Source organism: Bacillus sp. AY3-1 (assembly GCF_008368785.1).
GTDB lineage: Bacteria > Bacillota > Bacilli > Bacillales > Bacillaceae_G > Bacillus_A > Bacillus_A wiedmannii.
Genome location: NZ_QORZ01000016.1, coordinates 159,116 through 179,621, shown reverse-complemented (window position 1 = coordinate 179,621; position 20,506 = coordinate 159,116). Strand labels below are relative to the sequence as shown.

At 31.5% G+C, this 20,506-nt stretch carries 26 protein-coding genes and 2 pseudogenes; 6 read left to right on the top strand and 22 right to left on the bottom strand.

The window, feature by feature from the left end:
- Positions 1-4 precede the first annotated feature (4 nt).
- The 3 genes from DN389_RS12125 to DN389_RS12115 all read right to left on the bottom strand — a co-directional run bounded on the left by DN389_RS12125 (position 5) and on the right by DN389_RS12115 (position 2,782).
- Positions 5-976 carry a hypothetical protein gene (locus DN389_RS12125; protein ID WP_098190719.1) on the bottom strand — a complete coding sequence of 324 codons (972 nt, stop codon included), beginning with the start codon at positions 974-976 and terminating at the stop codon, positions 5-7.
- A 228-nt stretch (positions 977-1,204) separates the two neighbouring features.
- Positions 1,205-1,588 (bottom strand): hypothetical protein, encoded by a 384-nt coding sequence (locus DN389_RS12120; protein ID WP_000968638.1) that lies wholly within the window; start codon positions 1,586-1,588, stop codon positions 1,205-1,207.
- Positions 1,589-1,600: 12 nt separating this feature from the next.
- Entirely contained in the window at positions 1,601-2,782 is a 1,182-nt protein-coding gene (locus tag DN389_RS12115; protein ID WP_098190650.1) for an alpha/beta hydrolase family protein, read from the bottom strand.
- A gap of 59 nt (positions 2,783-2,841) precedes the next feature.
- On the opposite strand from DN389_RS12115, the gene DN389_RS12110 reads away from it, so the two are divergent.
- From DN389_RS12110 to DN389_RS12095, 4 genes are all read left to right on the top strand, one after another.
- Positions 2,842-3,228 (top strand): DUF1433 domain-containing protein, encoded by a 387-nt coding sequence (locus DN389_RS12110; protein ID WP_088081033.1) that lies wholly within the window; start codon positions 2,842-2,844, stop codon positions 3,226-3,228.
- A gap of 82 nt (positions 3,229-3,310) precedes the next feature.
- Complete coding sequence (locus tag DN389_RS12105) at positions 3,311-3,703, top strand: DUF1433 domain-containing protein (protein WP_098190651.1); 393 nt, start codon at positions 3,311-3,313, stop codon at positions 3,701-3,703.
- A 362-nt stretch (positions 3,704-4,065) separates the two neighbouring features.
- Positions 4,066-4,443 (top strand): DUF1433 domain-containing protein, encoded by a 378-nt coding sequence (locus DN389_RS12100; protein ID WP_098190652.1) that lies wholly within the window; start codon positions 4,066-4,068, stop codon positions 4,441-4,443.
- An 87-nt stretch (positions 4,444-4,530) separates the two neighbouring features.
- Positions 4,531-4,929 carry a DUF1433 domain-containing protein gene (locus DN389_RS12095; protein WP_149237179.1) on the top strand — a complete coding sequence of 133 codons (399 nt, stop codon included), beginning with the start codon at positions 4,531-4,533 and terminating at the stop codon, positions 4,927-4,929.
- A gap of 251 nt (positions 4,930-5,180) precedes the next feature.
- Here the strand turns inward: DN389_RS12095 and DN389_RS12090 are convergent, their stop codons facing one another.
- Positions 5,181-5,537 carry an Imm3 family immunity protein gene (locus DN389_RS12090; protein ID WP_149237178.1) on the bottom strand — a complete coding sequence of 119 codons (357 nt, stop codon included), beginning with the start codon at positions 5,535-5,537 and terminating at the stop codon, positions 5,181-5,183.
- Between the two features lie 96 nt (positions 5,538-5,633).
- On the bottom strand, positions 5,634-5,966 hold the full coding sequence (locus DN389_RS12085; protein WP_098069141.1) for a DUF3895 domain-containing protein: 333 nt from the start codon (positions 5,964-5,966) through the stop codon (positions 5,634-5,636).
- 312 nt (positions 5,967-6,278) lie between these two features.
- On the opposite strand from DN389_RS12085, the gene DN389_RS12080 reads away from it, so the two are divergent.
- Positions 6,279-6,533 carry a SunI/YnzG family protein gene (locus DN389_RS12080; protein WP_000900620.1) on the top strand — a complete coding sequence of 85 codons (255 nt, stop codon included), beginning with the start codon at positions 6,279-6,281 and terminating at the stop codon, positions 6,531-6,533.
- A gap of 184 nt (positions 6,534-6,717) precedes the next feature.
- Here the strand turns inward: DN389_RS12080 and DN389_RS12075 are convergent, their stop codons facing one another.
- The 3 genes from DN389_RS12075 to DN389_RS12065 all read right to left on the bottom strand — a co-directional run bounded on the left by DN389_RS12075 (position 6,718) and on the right by DN389_RS12065 (position 9,732).
- A complete protein-coding gene (locus tag DN389_RS12075) occupies positions 6,718-7,191 on the bottom strand; it encodes an Imm30 family immunity protein (RefSeq protein WP_098069143.1) in 474 nt (157 codons plus the stop codon).
- A 263-nt stretch (positions 7,192-7,454) separates the two neighbouring features.
- The gene (locus DN389_RS12070; protein ID WP_098190655.1) at positions 7,455-7,730 is read right to left on the bottom strand and encodes a hypothetical protein; all 276 of its coding nucleotides are present in this window, start codon (positions 7,728-7,730) and stop codon (positions 7,455-7,457) included.
- A 238-nt stretch (positions 7,731-7,968) separates the two neighbouring features.
- Positions 7,969-9,732: a VaFE repeat-containing surface-anchored protein gene (locus tag DN389_RS12065; protein WP_149237177.1), complete on the bottom strand. Its 1,764-nt coding sequence runs from the start codon at positions 9,730-9,732 to the stop codon at positions 7,969-7,971.
- Positions 9,733-10,201: 469 nt separating this feature from the next.
- Here DN389_RS12065 and DN389_RS12060 point away from each other — a divergent pair, with 469 nt between their 5' ends.
- The gene (locus tag DN389_RS12060; RefSeq protein WP_097915039.1) at positions 10,202-11,353 is read left to right on the top strand and encodes a PD-(D/E)XK nuclease family protein; all 1,152 of its coding nucleotides are present in this window, start codon (positions 10,202-10,204) and stop codon (positions 11,351-11,353) included.
- 176 nt (positions 11,354-11,529) lie between these two features.
- On the opposite strand, the gene DN389_RS12055 is transcribed toward DN389_RS12060, so the two are convergent.
- The 14 genes and pseudogenes from DN389_RS12055 to DN389_RS11995 form a co-directional block, all read right to left on the bottom strand.
- A complete protein-coding gene (locus tag DN389_RS12055) occupies positions 11,530-12,069 on the bottom strand; it encodes a T6SS immunity protein Tdi1 domain-containing protein (RefSeq protein WP_098190658.1) in 540 nt (179 codons plus the stop codon).
- A gap of 12 nt (positions 12,070-12,081) precedes the next feature.
- Entirely contained in the window at positions 12,082-12,549 is a 468-nt protein-coding gene (locus DN389_RS12050) for an Imm30 family immunity protein (protein ID WP_098190659.1), read from the bottom strand.
- Positions 12,550-12,636: 87 nt separating this feature from the next.
- Entirely contained in the window at positions 12,637-13,158 is a 522-nt protein-coding gene (locus tag DN389_RS12045; RefSeq protein ID WP_098190660.1) for a hypothetical protein, read from the bottom strand.
- Positions 13,159-13,214: 56 nt separating this feature from the next.
- The gene (locus DN389_RS12040; RefSeq protein ID WP_098190661.1) at positions 13,215-13,670 is read right to left on the bottom strand and encodes an immunity protein YezG family protein; all 456 of its coding nucleotides are present in this window, start codon (positions 13,668-13,670) and stop codon (positions 13,215-13,217) included.
- 28 nt (positions 13,671-13,698) lie between these two features.
- The gene (locus DN389_RS12035; protein WP_144574967.1) at positions 13,699-14,166 is read right to left on the bottom strand and encodes a DUF2004 domain-containing protein; all 468 of its coding nucleotides are present in this window, start codon (positions 14,164-14,166) and stop codon (positions 13,699-13,701) included.
- Between the two features lie 72 nt (positions 14,167-14,238).
- Complete coding sequence (locus DN389_RS12030; RefSeq protein WP_098190663.1) at positions 14,239-14,892, bottom strand: SMI1/KNR4 family protein; 654 nt, start codon at positions 14,890-14,892, stop codon at positions 14,239-14,241.
- A 113-nt stretch (positions 14,893-15,005) separates the two neighbouring features.
- Positions 15,006-15,116 (bottom strand): annotated as a pseudogene (locus DN389_RS29160) (cytoplasmic protein); the annotation flags it as partial.
- 215 nt (positions 15,117-15,331) lie between these two features.
- Positions 15,332-15,868: a SecY-interacting protein Syd gene (locus DN389_RS12025; RefSeq protein WP_098190664.1), complete on the bottom strand. Its 537-nt coding sequence runs from the start codon at positions 15,866-15,868 to the stop codon at positions 15,332-15,334.
- A gap of 26 nt (positions 15,869-15,894) precedes the next feature.
- Entirely contained in the window at positions 15,895-16,212 is a 318-nt protein-coding gene (locus DN389_RS12020; RefSeq protein ID WP_098802422.1) for a DUF6572 domain-containing protein, read from the bottom strand.
- Positions 16,213-16,627: 415 nt separating this feature from the next.
- A pseudogene (locus DN389_RS12015) lies at positions 16,628-17,145 on the bottom strand (SecY-interacting protein Syd).
- A 454-nt stretch (positions 17,146-17,599) separates the two neighbouring features.
- Entirely contained in the window at positions 17,600-17,740 is a 141-nt protein-coding gene (locus tag DN389_RS28415) for a hypothetical protein (protein WP_170956729.1), read from the bottom strand.
- A gap of 13 nt (positions 17,741-17,753) precedes the next feature.
- Complete coding sequence (locus DN389_RS12005; RefSeq protein WP_098098115.1) at positions 17,754-18,761, bottom strand: DUF7018 domain-containing (lipo)protein; 1,008 nt, start codon at positions 18,759-18,761, stop codon at positions 17,754-17,756.
- 570 nt (positions 18,762-19,331) lie between these two features.
- Positions 19,332-19,544 carry a polymorphic toxin type 15 domain-containing protein gene (locus DN389_RS12000; protein ID WP_098802421.1) on the bottom strand — a complete coding sequence of 71 codons (213 nt, stop codon included), beginning with the start codon at positions 19,542-19,544 and terminating at the stop codon, positions 19,332-19,334.
- Between the two features lie 118 nt (positions 19,545-19,662).
- Positions 19,663-20,394, bottom strand: coding sequence for a PoNe immunity protein domain-containing protein (locus DN389_RS11995; protein WP_149237176.1), 732 nt, complete (start codon positions 20,392-20,394; stop codon positions 19,663-19,665).
- Positions 20,395-20,506 lie beyond the last annotated feature (112 nt).

The following is a 20,506-nucleotide window of genomic DNA, read 5'->3' as shown; positions in this document are numbered from 1 at the left end:
CCTTTTATTGAAATAATTCTCCATGCTTGTTAGGAATATATTCTGGGTAGTTTTTACGATAAAATTGATCGATCATCTGAAGTACGGGATCCCACTCAGGGTATGGCTCACGTTCTCTAAATACCATTTTTGCTTCTGGAGTATTCATCAGAAAATTATCGAATTGAGTAGGTACTGGCAACCCTAGTTGTTTCCTTACATGGATCAAGAATAAGACTTCAAAAGGATAAAATCCGTATCCGAAATCGCCAAATTCACCTAGCTGTCCGATTTCAGAAGCTAATGCAGAATGATACTGTGACATTATCGAAATTAGATGTTCTATTTCTTCTAAATCACCAGTCGACCAACGTTCCAGCACTTCATCATAAATATTCAGGTCTTCAGGGATTGAGCCGCATCGCAGTTCAGCTTCCTTAAACTTATTTTTCACAGCTAGATGCAATTTTTTATTCGTTCCCATGATGGTTTTATTTCTATACTGCAAGTACAGCTCTAGCAAAAACCAAATATGTCTATCCTCTTCATTGGCATCTATTAAATGTTCACCGAAGTGATGAGTCATAAAATCATATAATATATTTTCTTCTTTCTCCCATCCATACATTGCAAAATGAACTATTGTGAGTACAACTTCTCTAAACGTATATCCCAAAATCATCTTTGGATACCTGATTGTATAGAGATCCTGGCCGATGCACTGGTAAAATAAGACTTTCTGCATGTTCTTTAATCCTTCTACATTGTTTCCATCGTTTATCAATACATCGTTTTTCCATAGTGACAAATGATATGAGAAAATTTTGCTTAAATTTATTAGTAGGATGTGATCTTTCTCTGTTTCATTTTGCTCAACAATTTTCGCAACCTTACTTCTACTGACATTATACTTATCTTTAACATCTTCAAATTTGATTCCATCCACAAAATTTTTGCTATATCTTTTAAAAGCCATTTCTAACTTTTTTTGATTCATAACTGCATCCTTCCTATGAATACATCTATTTCCTACTCTAGCCTTTCCCCTTAATTCACTCTCACCTTCAACGAACTCATATATTTCTATACAATTTGTATTATTTATCCATTCATATAACTTATCACCAGACACACTTTTCTGTTCAATCCAAATCTCGCATTTACATATTGCATCTCTTTCAGTAAATTAAAGCAATAGAAACTATCTTTAGTTTTTCCTCTTCTCTTATTTTTTCCCACAACTGTTTGCTAAGTGAACATGTTCATTAAAAATGTTGTTGTTAATTTGTTTTTCATATTTCTTTAATTCTTCATTGATTTTACTGCCAGTTTTACTTTCAAAACTTTTCTCTAATTCTGCTGCTATATCTCTTAGACTTGTTTGTAATTCATGAAATGCCCCTATGTTTTTTTGAAGAGCATATGTATCTTCTTTTATAATATCTATTGATTTAAACCCTACTTCTGTTTTTAACATCATACGCTGCATTTCTCTTTCAATCTGTTTTTTAGCAGCTTGTAACTCCTCAACTACCTGATCCGCTAAATCTCCTGTAACACTTTCGATTTGCTTTTCTATTTTTTTAATTTCCCCCATAAAATCCATCATATAATTCTCTCCTTATCTAAACTGAAAATTCCCCGCTAATTGATTATCTTTATCCCTAAGTGAATTTGCTGCATCACTAATTTCGTCCCCAAATCTACTTAAACTTTTTTGTTCTTTTCTTAAAAGATGAATTAATTCTTCTGCCATGTGTACATCGTGAAAATAGTCATTTCCACCTTCTTTCGTTTTGGCAATTCGTGAGATGGCTTCATCTATTTCATATGCTTCTAATAGATGATATTTCCCACCTGGTCCTGTTTCATATTTTAATTGACTTTTCAACTTTTGAACCGCTTCAGCTTCTCTTCTTTGAAACTCTTCTATATTTTTTGCTATATCTGATAATCGATTACTGAGCATTTGAATTTTTTGTGCTTGTCTTATAATATCTTCAGGTTCTAATTTTAATAGGGGGCTTCCATTTGAATGAAATGCTCCTCTAAATGTATCTCTGCCGTGTCCTTCCATAGTTAAACGTGTAAAAAAATCTTCTTTTGTATCATTCTGTCTCACTGTAAATTGCTTACCAATTAGAGGTGCACCGAATTGAGTATGGTTACCAATTGGGTCATTCTCATGTGTATAATCCGTAGCTTTGTTTTCCATTTCCCCTCTATCTACTCGTTTTTTCGCTTCAGGACTTAGCAAACGATAAGGATTTGGTGCAGCCCATGTAGTTGCATAACAATCTAATTCTGCAGCGATAAGGTCCGCTTCTGCACCACCTTTACTATGTCCAGTTGTATGAAGAGAAGAAGGGTTATATTTTGCTACGATGTCATCTTTTGCCCATTTTAATCCAGTATCAAATGATGTTGCAGAATCCGGTTTTATTGTTTGACTATTACTTGGAGTAATTACTTTAGAATGTGTTTTAATTCCAAACGTAATTTGATCGATATCTGTTTCGAAATCTGCTAATTGGTTAGGCTCTGTCCCACGAAATGCTAGGATTATCTCATCATAATGTGTTGCATTTTTATCATATTTGTCTGCTGGTACTACTGCGATAGCTTCTAATCCATTTTTTACTTTTTGACAATCTGCATCAATTGATTCTATAACTCTCCATTCTTTTCCGTTACTTCCTTTTATTTTTGCTCCTTTGTGTAAATAACTGTCTTCATAAACATGGTCTGATAGTTTAAAATAATCTTCATCTGTCGCAATTGGATTCTTTTTAAATTCACTCATATGTTTCAACTCATTTCATGGTATATTTTAACTATATTTAAATATAAGGGGATTTTTTTATGAAGAAAAAATTGGTAATTATTTCATCCATTATTTGTATTATAGCAGGAGGGTATTTTACAATGGAATACTTAAAACATAAAGAAAAAAAAGAAATTTTTTGGAAAGCACAAGAGGCAAGAGTAACAAAGTATATTCATTATAATGTTAAAAATGTAAAATCTATTACATTTACAAAACAAGATGTAAGTCCAATGGGTGTCCCTAAATTAAAAGGGTATATAAATAAAGATGAAAATTTATGGTTTGTAGCTCATATTAGTACGACAGAAAATTTTGAAGATGATTTTGGATGTTCTGGGGAACTATATGATAACTATGTTAAAAAACCTGAAAAATCAATATCCGAAATTGAAAAGGAAGAGAAAGAAAAGAAAAAAGAATAGTCTCTGCACTACTCTTGTCTTGTCTTCCCTATCCCATTTTAAGAAGAATGTAATGGTAATTTTTTTATAAGGGGAATTTCTAATGAAGAAAGTATTTATTTTAATTGTATCTGCTTTGGTGCTCATAGCAGGAGGATTTTTTACTTTGGAATACTTAAAACATAAAGAACAAGAAGAATTTTTTTGGAAAACACAAGAAACAAGAGTAGAAAAGTATATTCATTATAATGTTAAAGATGTTAAATCGATTACATTTATAGAACATAAAATAAGTCCAATGGGAATTCCGTCTATAGAAGGATATATAAATGATGATAAAGATCTATGGTTTGATGATAGTATCAGTACTACAGAAAACTTCGAAGATAAATTTTCACGTTCTGGAGAACTAGGAAAACTTATAAAAGACCCTGAAAAATCCGTATCCGAAATTGAAGAGGAAGAAAAAAGAAAGTCTTCAAATGTTAAAAACTAAGAAATCTTACAAGTAGCTCCGCTAAATAATAAATGTAATTTAAATCATTAAGTATAAAAAAGAGCAAGTTCTCATGTAGGGAATTTGTTCTTTTTTGTCTTCTATAATGGGAGAACTATCTTTTGATAAGGTACCTTCCTTCAACTTGATAATTACATCTATATATTTGATAATTTTAGAATATGATATCCTTTTACTATAATTTGATATTTACCCAAAATTAACAAAAACACTGAAGGCCTACTGATTTATGTAATGTGGCTGTTATTTCATCATCGTTTAAAATTTCTATGCTTTCCTTCATACATCTGAGCTCATTTAATGGTATATTTTAACTATATTCAAATACAAGGGGATTTTAAATGAAAAAGAAATTGTTAATTATTTTATCTATTATTTGTATAATAGCAGGTGGGTATTTTACAATGGAATACTTAAAACATAAAGAACAAGAAGAAAAGTTTTGGAAAACACAAGAAACAAGGGTAGAAAAATATATTCATTATAATGTTAAAGATGTTAAATCTATTACATTTACAGAACACGAAACTAGTCCTATGGGCATTCCTAGACTAAAAGGGTATATAAATAATGACCAACAATTAGATTTTGTAGCTCGTATTAGTACTACTGAAAATTTCGAAGATCAATTTGATCGTTCTGTTGAGCTAGGAAAACTTATAAAACAACCGGAAAAATCCGTTTCCAAAATTGAAAAGGAAGAGAAAGAAAAGAAATAAGAGTAGTCACTGCACTGCACTACTCTTATCTTTCCTATCCCATTTTAAGAAGAATGCAATCGTAAATTTTTCATAAGGAGATTTCCAATGAAGAAAGTATTTATTTTGATCGTATCTGCTTTGTTACTCATAGCAGGAGGATTTTTTACTGTGGAATACTTAAAACATAAAGAACAAGAAGATAAGTTTTGGAAAGTACAAGAGGCAAGAGTAACGAAGTATATTCATTATAATGTTAAAGATGTTAAATCGATTACATTTACAAAACAGGATGTAAGTCCAATGGGTGTTCCTAAATTGAAAGGGTATATAAATAAAGATGAAAATTTATGGTTTATAGCTCATATTAGTACTACAGAGGATTTTGAAGATGATTTTGAAGATGATTTTGGATGTTCTGGGGAACTATACGATAACTATGTTAAAAAACCGAAAAAATCCGTTTCCGAAATTGAAAATGAAGAAAAGAAAAAAATCCAAGAGTAGTCTTTACGATTACTCTTTTGTTTTCCTATAAAAAATAAACCAAAAGTTAGTTATTTGTAATATAGTAATAGCCATTTAACTATCTATAAGATAATTTTTTTATATTTGATAACCATATGCCTATCAATCTCTTTATTTTAGTCTTATTCCTTTTCCAACCTTTATAATCTCTCATCCATCTTACGTTTTATGTATGCAGCAATTTCTATGCTCTTGTCTAGCTATGTCTCTTATATTGGCAAGAACATGAATTATTCAACCGAAGATTTATAATCACTCTTTACATTTTTTAATCCTTCTATTACATTATTTATTCTTATCGATAAATCTTTTATTTCCTCTACTATCAATTCACCTTCTGCCTCTTGAAGATTAAACATACTTAGCCTCTTTGTTATACCTTTAATACGCCCAACAAAGACCATATGATGATCGACTGCTATTTCTCCTATGGCAGTATCAACGATAACATCTTCAATCTTTCCTACATTATCAAATTCATCCGCTATTTTTGCTATAGCATATCGATCCCCTCTCTCTTCATCTAATAACTCTTCATACGCCTCCCGAATTGCATGAAATAATTCATTATACTCCCAATCTTTCATACATCCTCCCTCAAAAAAATCCCCACGCTTATGTGAAAATAATCTTTCAACACAAATATGAGGACTTCCATATTTCATTACTATACTTTATACATTTTATTCGTTAGAATCTTCGTCTTTCAATTTATATACTCTATCTCTTTTCTCATCACTTTTGACAAAAATAAGCTTTTCTTCTTTAACAAACCCTTCTAATAGTAAGCATACTTGCCCATATGCTTTAGGCTTATTCGTTGTGAATCTTTCATCTGATATTTTACCAGCTCGTATTAATTGTTCGCATAACTCAAGTGCACTTATTTCTTCACAATTAATTAATTCTAAAATATCCTTTTGTAAGGGCGATAAAGGTACGGAAATCTCAGCTACCTCCACCTTTTCTGGTTTGTTTTCTTCTTCAAATAAATCTTCGAATGAAATTTGATTCATACTTCTTTTCCTTTCTAACGATTGATTTGTATAACATGAACTGAATCCTATAGCGTATGTATTATTATGTATTACTTACCTTTTTTCATAAATCTCAAACTCATGTACATCGTTTCATATAGTATATTTCGATTATACCAAATATACGTTCTGTTTTCTATTGTAGAATTCGTTATAATAGGAATGAAAGTAATAATGAACATTTTCTCGTTGTTAATTGTATACTCTCTGTAAAAAAATAGAAATAAAATTTATAAATTTGTATAATAAAATATTACGAGTAAAATTTTATTATAGAAAGGTTCTGGTAATATGTTAGGTATTCATGTTGAAAAAACAAAAGATGAACTAATTATTTCATGGCAATTCTCTAAAATTCATATTCCATTATGTGAAATCACTGAGGTAACGGAAGATAATACATATGCTGGTGTTGAAGAAAAAAGCGCAATTCGAATTGGAACAGCATATGGTACAACTGATCGTATTTTAATTAAGACAGTAAAACAAAATTATTTATTATTCACTACTAATAGAGTAACCATTTTAAATAAAATAAAAGCTTAATTGTTTTTCTTCCTATATTTAAACGTTAAACACTTTCATTCTATTATAGGAAACGCTACAAAAGGTTCGTTGATTACTCCTGCTCCTAATTCGGAAGCATATGGTGAAACTATATAACACAAACACCCTAGCTCTTCGCTAGGGTGTTCTTAGTTTTATCTATAATACAGTAGTTCTACAATTCTTATTTATTTTTATGAACTCCTTGTAATTGACTAAGAACCTCATTGGCAGTCCTCTCAAATCTTTTAGGGTTATCAGCAATAATTTCATTAAGTAAATTAATTATCGTTAGTTGTATATCATGATTCATTCCTACAAGTACTTTAGCATACTCACTTCTATATAAATCATTATTTAAAATTCTTATGTTTAGTAGCATTGCCCACTCTTTTGCACTCTCAACCATTTTTGGTAAAGCTCTAGGCATCTCTGTTAGATATTTTCCCATTTCAAAATCTTCAATAAAATGAACTAGACCAAACATAACTTCTTCCTCTTGTGTTTCATCCTCAAATACTATACACAACTCTTTAATAAGCTTCTCATCATCACAATCTGCTAAGTTTTCTAATACACTGTCAAACTCTTCACATTCCGATTGATTTTTTAAAAATCTACAACTATATAATCTCTTAACCTCAGATTGATAGTCCATATAAATTTCTCCTTTTAAATGAATTGGATAATTAAATTAATATGATCATTAGTTTTCAACTTTTCTATTACATCAATTAAATCCATCTTCAAATACTTCTTGTCCATTTTTATTACACGTAGTTAATTCATCATTGCCTAATAAATTTGTAAGTTGCCATATCTTCATAATAGCTCTCCTTATTCTCAAGCATTACAAGAATTATATTTTGCTTTTTATAAAACTTCTCCCTTATTTTATCACTTCTTGTTTTTCCTCTATCACTATCTGTTAGTTAATTCTTTGGCGATTGTTTCAGCTTTATGTAATTCTTCTAATAATATATGTGGATAATCATTGTGACTGTCCATATATGCACGTACGCCACCCACAATGGTTATTCCCTTAATATCCTCGTTATTCTCTAATATTTCTAACGCTTTCTTATATCTTTTATATATTAATTGTAAAATACCACTATTAATATCTTTCACATAGTCTTTCTCCAACTTATGTATCACGACTTTTACTTGTTGAATTAACTGCCTTTTCTTGTTCACTATGTCCTCCTATTTAATTATCATAAATTTTATTTCTATTTTTCACCACTCCAACAATGGCCTTTCCTCAACTATTACTTGTATCTAGTTCTATACATATATTCCTTAGTCACATTTCGTTTACCAACCAGCATATTACTAAGAAAAGACCCTCTTTTGAAAAAACGAATCAAAAGAGAGCCCTTCTTTATGACTATATTTCCTATCCATACCTTCTGTCTAAAAGACTAATTAATTATTATGCATTTCTACGTTTCATAAATAATATTGCTCCAAGAGTTAATAACAAAAGACCGGCTCCGACTGAGAACCACATAAAGGACGTATTTCCACCTGTAGCTGGTAATGTTCCAGATTTTGACGTTTTCCCTGTTTTAGGTTGATCTAATTGCGGCTTTTCCTGCTGCGGTTTTCCTAATTTTTCCACTTTAAACTTCACTGTATGGTCCGCATCTTCAATGTCAACATTGATTGCTACTAAAATATCATCTTGATATAGTTTTTCAAATACTACTACTTCTTTACCTTGTAGTTTAGAAGCATTAAATGTGAAATCAAGTGTGATAGAACCATTCTTCTCTTTTGCCGTAAACTTAGATTCTACTGCTACTTCTTTACCATCAACTAGTAAAGGTTTCTTTGTTGCTTTATCCATTAGTTTACCTTTTGCTACATATTCTTTTCCTACGATTAAGTCTTTGTATTCCACTTTATCTTGGATCGTGACAGATTCGTTTGCATACATCTCTTTTCCACCATCTGCTTTGTTTGTTGCTGTTGTTTTTATTGTTGGTTCTACGAATCGAACTGTTTGCCCTACATCGTTAATATCAGATTGAATTGCCACTAAAACGCCATCTTGATATACCTCTTCAAACACTACTACTTCTCTTCCTTTTTGTTCTGCACCTACGAAAGGAAAGTCTAATGTTACAAAACCATTCTTTTCTTTTGCTGTAAACTTAGTCTCAGCTGTTACTCCCTTTCCATCTATTAATAATGGTTTGTTCATTACTTTGTTCATTAATTTACCTTTTACAACATATTCTTTACCTACAATAAAATCTTTATATTCCACTTTATTTTGGATCGTGATGGAATCTTTTGCATGCATCTCTTTTCCACCGTCTGCTTTGTTTGTCGCTGTTGTTTTGATTGTTGGTTCTACAAATCGAACCGTTTGCCCCACATCGTTAATGTCAGATTGAATTGCCACTAAAACACCGTCTTGATATACCTCTTCAAATACTACCACTTCTCTTCCTTGCTGCTCTGCACCAACGAAAGGAAAGTCTAATGTTACAAAACCGTTCTTTTCTTTTGCTGTAAACTTAGTCTCAGCTGTTACTTCCTTTCCATCAATTAATAATGGTTTGTTCGTAACTTTGTTCATTAGTTTACCTTTTACAACATATTCTTTCCCTACGATTAAATCTTTGTATTCTACTTTATCTTGAATCGTGATGGAATCTTTTGCATGCATCTCTTTTCCACCATCTGCTTTGTTTGTTGCTGTTGTTTTTATTGTCGGTTCTACAAATCGAACTGTTTGCCCTACATCATTAATGTCAGCATGGGTTGCCACTAAAACACCATTTTCATATAGTTCTTCAAACACTACCACTTCTCTTCCTTGTTGTTCTGCACCAACGAAAGGAAAGTCTAATGTTACAAAACCATTCGTTTCTTTTGCTGTAAACTTAGTCTCAGCTGTTACTTCTTTTCCATCAATTAATAATGGCTTGTTAATAACTTTGTTCATTAGTTTACCTTTTACAGTGTACTCTTTACCAACAACTAAGTTAGTGTACTCTACTTTGTCTTGGATCGTGATAGACTCCTTTGCATGCATCTTTTTTCCGCCATCAGCTTTGTTTGTAGCTGTTGTTTTCAATGATGGAATCTTTTCAATTTCTGCGCTAGCCTTTGGTAACATTAAGTTAAAGAAAAGAGATATGATAGAGAGTAAAGCTAGAATCCTAATTACATATTTCCTCCCCATATTTACACCCTCCTGTTTGATTTACATTACAAACATTTAAAATATTCTTACCAAACCACAATTCCATTATAAAACAAATAATTACATACTTTAACATTTTATTTAATTTTTTTAAATTTTGATTATAAGGTTTTACCAATAATTCGTTGTGACATAAAGCGATCAACCACTTGATGATTGTAGGTTTAAAATAAAGTAAAACTTTAGTTAGTAAGTTTTTGTTCATTCCACACCAATTATTAGCCTTTACTTACTAATCGAGTTTTTACGAGCAGCCTGACTCTCACCTCACTTCTTTGCACTAGCTGAATTTTGAGATGGAGTTTTACTACCTACAAATAGCAGGGTAAATATTGATTATACACTTGGAGTAAAGTTTCGTATTTTTTATTATTTTTATAAAAAATTTAATTATTACAGTAACTTTAGTTTACGATATTTATATCTACTAAGATTTGGAGGTTAAAAGATGATAAGAAATGAAAAAGAGTTGAAAACCCAATTGAATAAGTTAATTAGCGATCCTGATTTCTTGCGCTTACAAGAATCTTTTGAAAAAGAAAGCTTGTTTCAATTATTGGGTTTTGGACACCGCGAAACGATGCATAGTTCTTTTATCAGTTGGTTACTTTCGCCAATGTCTTCATTGAATTTAGGTACTTTCCCACTGAAGCGTTTTCTCTACTATATTAGTGAGGAAAATATATCAAGTAAGAAAACCGGTTTTAATTTTGCTTTAATCGAATCGGATCCATCACTTAAACTAGAGGAATTAGAAGTGGCAACTGAGGTAGCCGAGTCTGTAGTTATTCCAGAAACAAACCAGGAATTGCGGGCTCGATTTGATTTATATATGACAAATGATTCGATGAGAATCATTGTGGAAAATAAGGTATTGGCAAGAGAAAACAAAGACCAGACTGAAACCTATACGAAAATCTTAAAACAGATGGAGGAATCGTATCAGTATGAACTAAAGGTCTTTTTGTCTCCAGATGCCACGATAAAACCTAAATGTCCCGAATTTATTCAAATTGATTATCAGGGGCTATATGATTTTGTTATATTGCCTTGTGTGAATCACCCAAAAATTACAACAGCAAATAAAAATATTTTAGAGGAATATATCCATAATCTTCGCATGGTCTATAAAGGAGTGAATAAACCGATGGCAAGAGTAAACGATGAGTTGTGTGTAGCTATATATGATAAATATAAGGACGTATTAGATGAGATATTCGATGCAGTGAAAAATGAGACACCTGAAGAAAGAAAGGTCAAAACGTCTTCTCCGATTCGTAAATCAAACATTTCTTGGAAAGAGGTATATTCACGACTAAACGAAGACGAAAAATACCTAGAGGCTACTTATGGAGGTTCCATAACAAAAGCAGAAATCGACTTAACAAGTGGCAAAATCCTTTTTGAAGGGAAAGAATATAGTAGTCCTTCAGCTGCTGCCATTGCGGCAGTAAATTATGTTAAAGGTGATGAAAATTACACAGATCGTTACAATGGATATGCTTTATGGAGTATTGTGTATCCAAATGGAGAAAAGAAGAAGCTGTCTGTTGTACGTGATGATATCTCTTTATCATTAGCCCAAGAGGAAGAAGATTAGAATCTTTCCTAACTATCGAAGTATTACCCAAAATTGTAAAAATGCAATAAAGTTATTTAATCTTATAACCTAAAACGAGCATAACACCTTGCTAAACTTAGGGCGTGGCTATGCTTGTTTTATTTTCAATATAAAACGCGTCACTGTATTCATAAATATAACAATACGTACCATCATTATTCTATTGGGCCCATAAATTGATTAATTAAATAAACATGCTCGATAAGTTTAACCTTTTGTAAGTTTTCTACTTTTTCTAATCCACCTAATTGAAGTAACGGTGTGTAACCAAAACATTCATCAATTTCAAGACTTCCGTACCTGTGTATTGCCTGCTTGTAAGGCATCCAATCCAATACTTTCTCTAGAAAATAGTCATCTTTCATATTTTTAAAGAAAAACTTAAATTTTCCACCTGCTACATCTACCGTACCTTTTCGATACTTAAGTAATAATAAATAGTTATTTTCCCACACAAGAATATCTCCCATACCTGTTGTAAAAACCGGGATAGCCTCTTCATAACGGATATAACTTTCCTTTAATATATCTAAATATTCTTCTGGGTTTATGAACCTTAAATATCCGTTTAATATACTTCCAAATCCATATTGTTTCCATAAATCTATTATTTGTTCAGGAACTTTACCTGTATACTTTTCAACAATCTCTTGCGACGGCTTTTCGAAACATATAAAATCACTTATCTTTTCCATAGTATCCCCTTATCACAATTTCTCTAAGATTGAATTTACTTTTTCTAAATATAAATCTGGGTCGTCCTCTTTTATCTCAAGAAGAATCCCTTTAATTATTTGCTTTGTTGAACTATTTATATTTTCTAAAACATTCATATACGATACGACTAAATCTTTTGAATGTAAAAGTGTCCGATGAATTCTTTCCGCCCAGAATTCTGCATGAGGTAACATTTTAGGAATACTAATAGCTAATTTGTATAGCCCTTCCTCTCGCCCGGAATGTTCAGCAATATAAAAAATCGTTTCAATAAGGTAGTCACCCGCTGATGGCTCAGCAATATCATCATCAAAAATTATACAAAGATCAGGAATTATATCATTTGTCCCTTTATTCGCTAATTCATTGAGAATACTCTCAAAAACTTCAATATCATCCCCTTCATTCTCTAGAAAACGCATTTTATATAAAGTTGATATTCCCTCATTAAAATCCATTGACTTCTCCACCTTTTTATAACATCATTATTATAATTTTCCACATATTTTCACATCATTATGTTCATAATACGTTCAATTAATCTATCATAATAAACCATTACTTTCTAATAACTGATACCAATCATCCTCTTTGCTTCCTACGGTTTCACTAATTCCTCCAAATTGAACAAACTTATTACCTAATTCACAATATCTTTTTCCTACATAATAATGTTGTAAGAAATTATTAAAATCACCATATGACTCAATAATAAAATTTTGATTAATTAAATCTCCATACAAACAAGAAACTTCTCCATTCATCTTATTAATAAACAATGGATATCTTTGAATTTTCCCTATACAAATCCACTTATCAGCACCACCTGGCATGTCCTCCGTATAAAATTGAATACTTTCGCGTTTTAGATGACCATATATAGTAATTACTCCACCGTTCAACATTTCATATTTTTTTATAATAAAATTATAATCTTTCAAAGGGCCTTCTTCTAATTTTTCATCCGTTTTTTCTACCTCTATAATTTCACCAATAAGCAAACAAAATGGATCATTACCTAAAATATCCTTAATTAATTCTATTTTTTCTAATACTGATTTCTCCATTTTCTACTCCCACTCATTATCTATTTAACTAAGATATAACTATTACTGTACCCCTTTTAAAGGTTATTATTTTTCACTTCCTCAAACCATTCATCAGCAATATGGCTAGCTGTTTTAACTTCATCATTCGTATATACTAAATCATACTTATATTGAGCTTTAAACTTGCCACTATGAACATCATATATTAATTTCATCTCAGTTGGCATGTCACGCTCATACCCTTTGCATAATTCTTCAATTTTCTCAATATCTTCACATATAATGCGCAATACTATAGACTGTCTTTTGATAGACACATCATATCTTCCGTCTCCATCTTCCAATGCATCATTTACTTTGTGACATTTTACATATTTATTGTTAATGCAATAAAAGAAACTTCCCGAAATAATGCCTTCCTCACGCGAAGCATAAACGTACACTTTATCCGCTCTATCTTCAACATATTCCAAACATATAGATATCATATCAGCTTGCAATTCACTAAACCTTTCCTCAAATTCTTTCATATTACTTTTTCACTCCTTAGATTAAAATTCAAATAGCAACGTCTTGATACCCCACTTCAGTTACTTTTTCATTTAGTAAACGTATTCCTAATCCATTCTCTGTATCCCACGTACAATCGAAAGTTATCCCAATATCTCGCTCTTCATGAATATCTCCATATGGGACTACAATTCCAACTAATGTGATCCTCCTAAGTAATTGGTCAATTGTTTCGATATACGGATAATTTTCATTAAATCCAATATCATACCCTAATTGTTGACGCTCTTGCTTGTAATAGTCTAAAATCACTTGTAAAAAAACTTGCTGCAATTGTTCCCAATTTTGCAATAATGAATTATAAGCAGTATATTGTCCTTCATCAAACTTACCGTCTTCTTCACCTTTCACTATCAATGCTATTTCAACTTCTTTTCCACAAAATTCAACGTTAATGTCCTTAACCCATCCATATGTATACTCAATCTCACCAAAAACTGCATCATTTATAATCATTTTTAACTCTCCCTATTTACTCCCTTGGATTCATATCGATTTCTCTATTCGTATGAAAGTTACCCTCTGATATTAACTGTTTTTTCCAGTCGTTTCTATACTCAGTATAGTACTATCAATTGCTAATTTTTCAATGAGTTTTTTCGCCTTACCGTATGGAAATCTCTCTACTATTATATAAGGAAGATTTTTTGAACCCTTTAGCAAATCAATTGCGGAAATCTCAAGCTCTAATACGTTCTTTATTCTTATTAAATCTTTCAAACCTTCACTAGGAGTTTTCACTAACACTATATTACATATATCAGACGACTTATTTATCGTTTTCTGTTCTATTTCACTTACACAACCACTATTCACCCATTTTTTAAAATCAGCGGTAATTACAGTAGCATGGCTTGGATTCATGTCCCCAGAATCAATTACTACCACCTCTTTTTCCTCTGCATGTTGAGCCATTAAAAATACATTACCCCCACCGTCATCACCAATTGAGACATACCCCCTCGCATACTCATCTACTTCCCAAACCTCGTTCCTTTCTGCAATATGCTCCGTACCATAAATAAGTAACCCACCACCTATTGAAAAGCCATTTGTACATCTCAATAATTCCTTATATACATTAGGTAATGTAACATTCATGCGATTTTCTACTGCTTGAATTTCAATATCACTCGCTGCCGACTTTTCTATCAAATCTGGAATATTAGATAGATTAATCATTTAATAATCCCTCCTGAACTATCAAGATATTTAAACGTATTGCCTGTCATCTCTCTATAATCGTTTCACAATAGAGTTCATTAAATTTATAAAGTATGTCGGTATGTAAGCCTTCATTTTTCATTTGGTAAGTAGACAATCATTTTCCCTTCGGGGTACTCACCTTTCCATCCACAGGGCCATCCTCCCATTTTATACACCTCAAATACCTTTTCATAAAGTGAAACTTTAATCAGTGGGGATGAACAAAACCCCCAGTTTCACTTTATTCAATACCTTCATTAAGAACATAAATACTAAATCTCCCCAGCAACTTGATCTAAATTATGTAAGACTGTTTGAGTTTTCATTCGCTTCTTTAGGTGTTAACCCTTGTTCAAATAGCTTATCAATTTTATCTCTTAACGCTCTTTTTCTTGCTGTCTGTTGGTATGCATTTCTATTTTTTATACCTAAATTTCAATTGTGAAATGAGGTTTTCTAAGCTATTAGTTATTTTTTTATACTCATTTAATTCAAAATCCTCAACTAAAATTTCACCTGTATTGTTGTCTAACACTATTAACATCCCATTTGATTCATAACCAGTTGGGATATACTTAAAAATATCATTTTTAGATTCTGCATAGTCTTTGACAAGTGAAATAAAATAATCTGGTTCAATCCCTGGAATAACCGGATGCAAATTAATATTATAAGAAGAAATCCATCCTGTTAGTTCTAAAAACCAATACGAAGTGAAATACTGCTTCAATGAATCATGTAACTGAACGTTATATTGACTTTCAATTTCATCGAAGGAAAATTCCACTCCCTTCTCCATTGGTTTCCAACAAATATATCCATATTCATCTTCTTCACCCAAATATATAAATTCATCTACATCTTCATTCCATGCTATTTGCGGTAATGAGTTGTTGTACTCCATCCATTTATCTATAAATCTTCCGAAATAGTCTTTCATAACCTCTTTCATATTAGAAATCACTCCTCAATAAAGAATTATTCTTCTGGTAAGTGAATATCGATGAAAATGTCAGTATTACTTAGCTGACTGGAAACTACATCCAGAAATTTCAATCCATTTTCCGAAACACTATGTTGGAAATGTATATCAATTATTTTTTTCTCAAAGTTGTCTCCGTAATCTTTAAAGTACTGCTTATCTTCAATATATATTAAGTAATGATTAATTTTTTCTTGTAGTACGTCTAGATGCATGTCTTCATATTCCCAGTCTAGATAGTCTATTATTAACAACTTTAGGTTTTTACCTTCTACTCCAATTGCATCTATCTGATCCAAATCTATAACTGCCATATTTTCTCCTATCCTATATATGTCTATTGCAATAATCCACAATGTACTCATATATATTTTTTTCTTCATTAGGATCATAAGGATCTGTCTGTTGAGATTAGGTAGTTTCTACATTTTCAAATCCTGCTATGATGTTATCTATCGTTTCTATTCATTGAATTGAATTTAAATTATTTATATAGTCTAAATAATCCCCTAATAAAATTATAACATGCCTATGTATAAAAAATGCACTTGTTGCCTTTCGTAGACAATCAAGTGCATTAATTTCATATGTTTTTTAAATAGCATAAATTTTGTAGGTCTTAGCTTGATCTTAATCACATCTTTCTATAAAATACTGCAGTCCAATTGTATCTAACACTCGGTCTACACTTCATATCAGACATTTTTTCATATAAATGTTCTTAGTATATTATTTTTGTAACTTTAAATTAGAAATTAACTCATCTAGACTATCCGAAATCACTTTAAACGAACCTCGTTCAAAATTCTCCAATTCAACCTTACCACTTACATTATCTAACACAACTATCAAACCGTTCCCCTCTACACCTATTGGAGTCTTATCAACCTTATTATGATTATTTTTATACCCTTCTAAATTACTTTCGAAGGAATCCAATTCAATATTTGGTAATACAGGTTCTAGCCTAATATAATGATTACCAATAAATCCATCTAAATCAGCAAACCAATAAGAATTAAAATAATCATCAATTGAAGTGTGCAATTTAATTCCAAATTTTTCCTCAATCGTCGTTAAATCATTCTTATTATTTTTTTCAATAGGTTTCCATGAAATTTCTTCTTCATCATCCATTTCACCCTTATATATATAAATGAAGCCACTTCTTCGTTATATGGCGTTTTAAATAAAAAATCTAACCCTTTATCAAAATATTCTTTTCTTAAATTAAAATATTTGCTCATAGCATCCTTCATTACCAAAATAATCACCCTTACTTTTCTAATAGTTCAGCATATTTTTGGTCATTTCCCAAAACTCCTGCGCTTTTCTCAGCATTATGAATCCATCCTAACCCTGGATGTAGCTTTGAGGGTACAGCCATAACCTGACCTCCACCAGGTAGAATCGGATTATAGTTCCATATGTGAGTCACTTTACCACTACTTGGATCAGTATAATAAATTTCACTATTCTTCCCCAAAGTCTTGGTTGAGGAGGAATCCCATTTAAATCGGGTTTATCACTTGATATTATCACAACAGGGCTGCCGTTTTTCGAAACAATCGTTCGTTTCTAGTACCAACCAAAAACATACTTGGGGCGTTACCATAAGGTGGCATGAATGCTAGAGCGTCAAACTTCCTAGCGATAGACGAAAAGACCTAGCGTCCTAACTCAAGCCCCCACTGAAATGTTTCATCTCAGTGGGGGTAGTTGATAATCTACAGCTACTTGCAAACTATCAGTCTTCTTTTCTTCTGCAATGTCTTTGCTAGAACAAGCTATTCCTGACAATGACATGATTGGAACAACTAAAGATAACAATTTACGTTTCATTTACATATTCCCTTTATTGTTTTGATTTATCTGCAATACCCTTTGTTGCTTCATCAAATATCTTTGCACCTATATGTGTCTTACCCATTGACTCATGAAGTTTAGCTTGGTCTTCTTGCTCTATTGCATCAAATAGAAGTTGGAAAGCATCTTCATAATATTGCATGGATTGTTTTATCTCGTTTTGTTCTCCCTCAAATCCTGAAGGGGCTTTTAAGTTCTTTAGTTTCTTAGCATTTGCTTTTGCTCCACCTACACTTAGTTGGATTTCACTTTTCTTCTGTACATAAGCCTTGATGTCTGAACCTGCTATTCCTTCAATTAAGTGCATTGTATCTGCAATTGCATTCGAACTGTCTATAATGTCTTGCTTATACTTCGTAACTTCTTCTAAATTAGATACATCGTTTGACTTAGGAGCATCATCTGTTCTTTTTATCGTGTCAGAGTCTGTATCCCCCAATGCACTCTGCTTATCCTTTACAGCTTTATTTGCATTCACAGCGCCTACTCTAGATGTTTCGTCTTGGACAGGTTGGAATCCTGATATCCAATACTTATTACCTCGTTCGATTAACTCTGTGATTTCCTGTTTCTTATCAGGGTCTATATCCTTCTCATTTGCTTTAAAATACTTAGCTTGTTTTGAGTAAGCTTTACTATAACAATCAACTGCTTTTAGTAAATCTTTATGTGATTTTGCATACTCTTTTGGTGGTTCAATCTTATCAAATTTAGCAATGATTGTTTGTAACTCAGATTCTTGTTTTAGGACTTCTTTCTTTAAAGTTTTCTCATCCTTTTCTTTATTCATTGCTACTTCTACTATATTCGTGATTTTTCCCATTAACTCAGATGATAAGCTAGTCATACGTACTGGATAAATGTCTTTCGATAACTTCTCTTTTGTTTCTGCTTTAGACTCTACTTTATCCTTCGCTTTTGAGTCTACTTTATCTGTCCCACAACCTACTAATAACATAACTGGAATTGCTAACATTACGAGTTTCTTTGCTTTCATTATGTATACTCCTATTTAAAAGTTTTTTAATTGACTACCATATGGAACTGTAACATAAAATAAATAAACAAATATAAGCTCATTTTTGCTCTTAAAGGAAATTTTAGGGATTTTAATAATATGATAACATGTATTACGGTTGTAGAGAATCCCCCTTTGTATACCTTTATTCCAAATTTATCCTTATTCATCCCGAAACAAAAATATATGTGATTTTTAGAATGGGTTGTTATAAAAATCTTAAGTCGATGGGCTTGGACTTAGACTTCCAAATATTGTGCGTTCTCATCAAATAACAAACATAAAAAGGATAAATCCTCTCCAAACTTCTCGCCATTATTCATAACGTATTCTTCATTTAATATTTTATCTTCCAAATTTAGAAACCTCCGATATCATTTCAAATTCCTTCAATTGCTCTTCATTCACGCTCGAAGATATTTTTCAAATTTGTTCATCTAGAACATTTATTCAATCCTCCATTGAGAACATAAATACTAAATCTCCCCAGCGACTTGACCTGGATTATATAAGACCGCTTGAGTTTTCATTCATTCACTTCTTTAAGTGTTAATCCTTATTCAATTTATCTCTTAATGCTCTTTCTCCTGCTGCTTGTTGTGCTACATTTCCTCCTATTGCTCTACCTTCATCAATAAATCGCTTCCGATTTTGCTGGTACTCATATACATTTAATGCATTCATACCTTTTTCTTGATCCTTTAACTGTCTTGCAAATTCTTCTGAATCTAATTTAGTTTTATAATTACAGTTTACTTCCATTTCATCAATTCGCGGAACGTTATGTAGGTCCTTTACTTCACACGTACCCTTAGTAGGTACTTAAACAAAAATTTAAAAAATCCACAGTATAAAAGTTTATCACTGTGGATTCTAACATTTATTTTTCTTGGCAATGCAGCATATCATAAGGGTAATATGAACTATCTTTCAAGGTTGAGTCATCTAATTTTAAAATTTTAGCGATTGCTCCACTTTCAAAACTCCAGTAACCACTATAAATGTCATGTTTATTTTCATGTGCATCGTACCATGCTTCTTCTGAATGTCCCTTATACCAATATTCCTTTATATATTCCCCTAAATTTTTTATAGAATTCTCTTGTGAAATTTTATTACTCTCAATTACTTCTTTTAATTTTAAATATGGATATTTTACATAAAACTCACTCTGATCATAAAAATCTGATGGCTCACTATTTCTAAAAGCAATAAAATAATTAATCAAATAATCATTTAATCCTTCTTTCCTTACCATCGCTATTAGTCTATTAAATTCCTTATCTTCAACATTGAGCATTACTGCTATAGATATCATCCATAACATACGTATATATCCACTTTCTTTATTCCACACTTTTTCCATTATATTTATTACTTCAGGTAAAAAATCACGAATAGTTTGAATAGAACAACCTGCCGAGTACATTGCCCTTAATTTATTAAAATGATACCCTTGTAACGCTATATATCCATTCTTTACACCTTTATCATCTTTGCCTCTTTCCTCAATAACCTTTTCAACCAATATTAAAAACTTTTCTATTCTCTTTTCCTCATAATCGATAAATTCGTTAAAATATATATCATTTTTGATTTTATCCCTTAGCATAATTTCTCTTCCACCTTTTATATGTGGTAACAACTACTACGTTAAAACTTACGAGTTTGTACGAGTTCGTTAGTTTCATATACATTCCATGTGTTTATATTCAGCCCCCAAT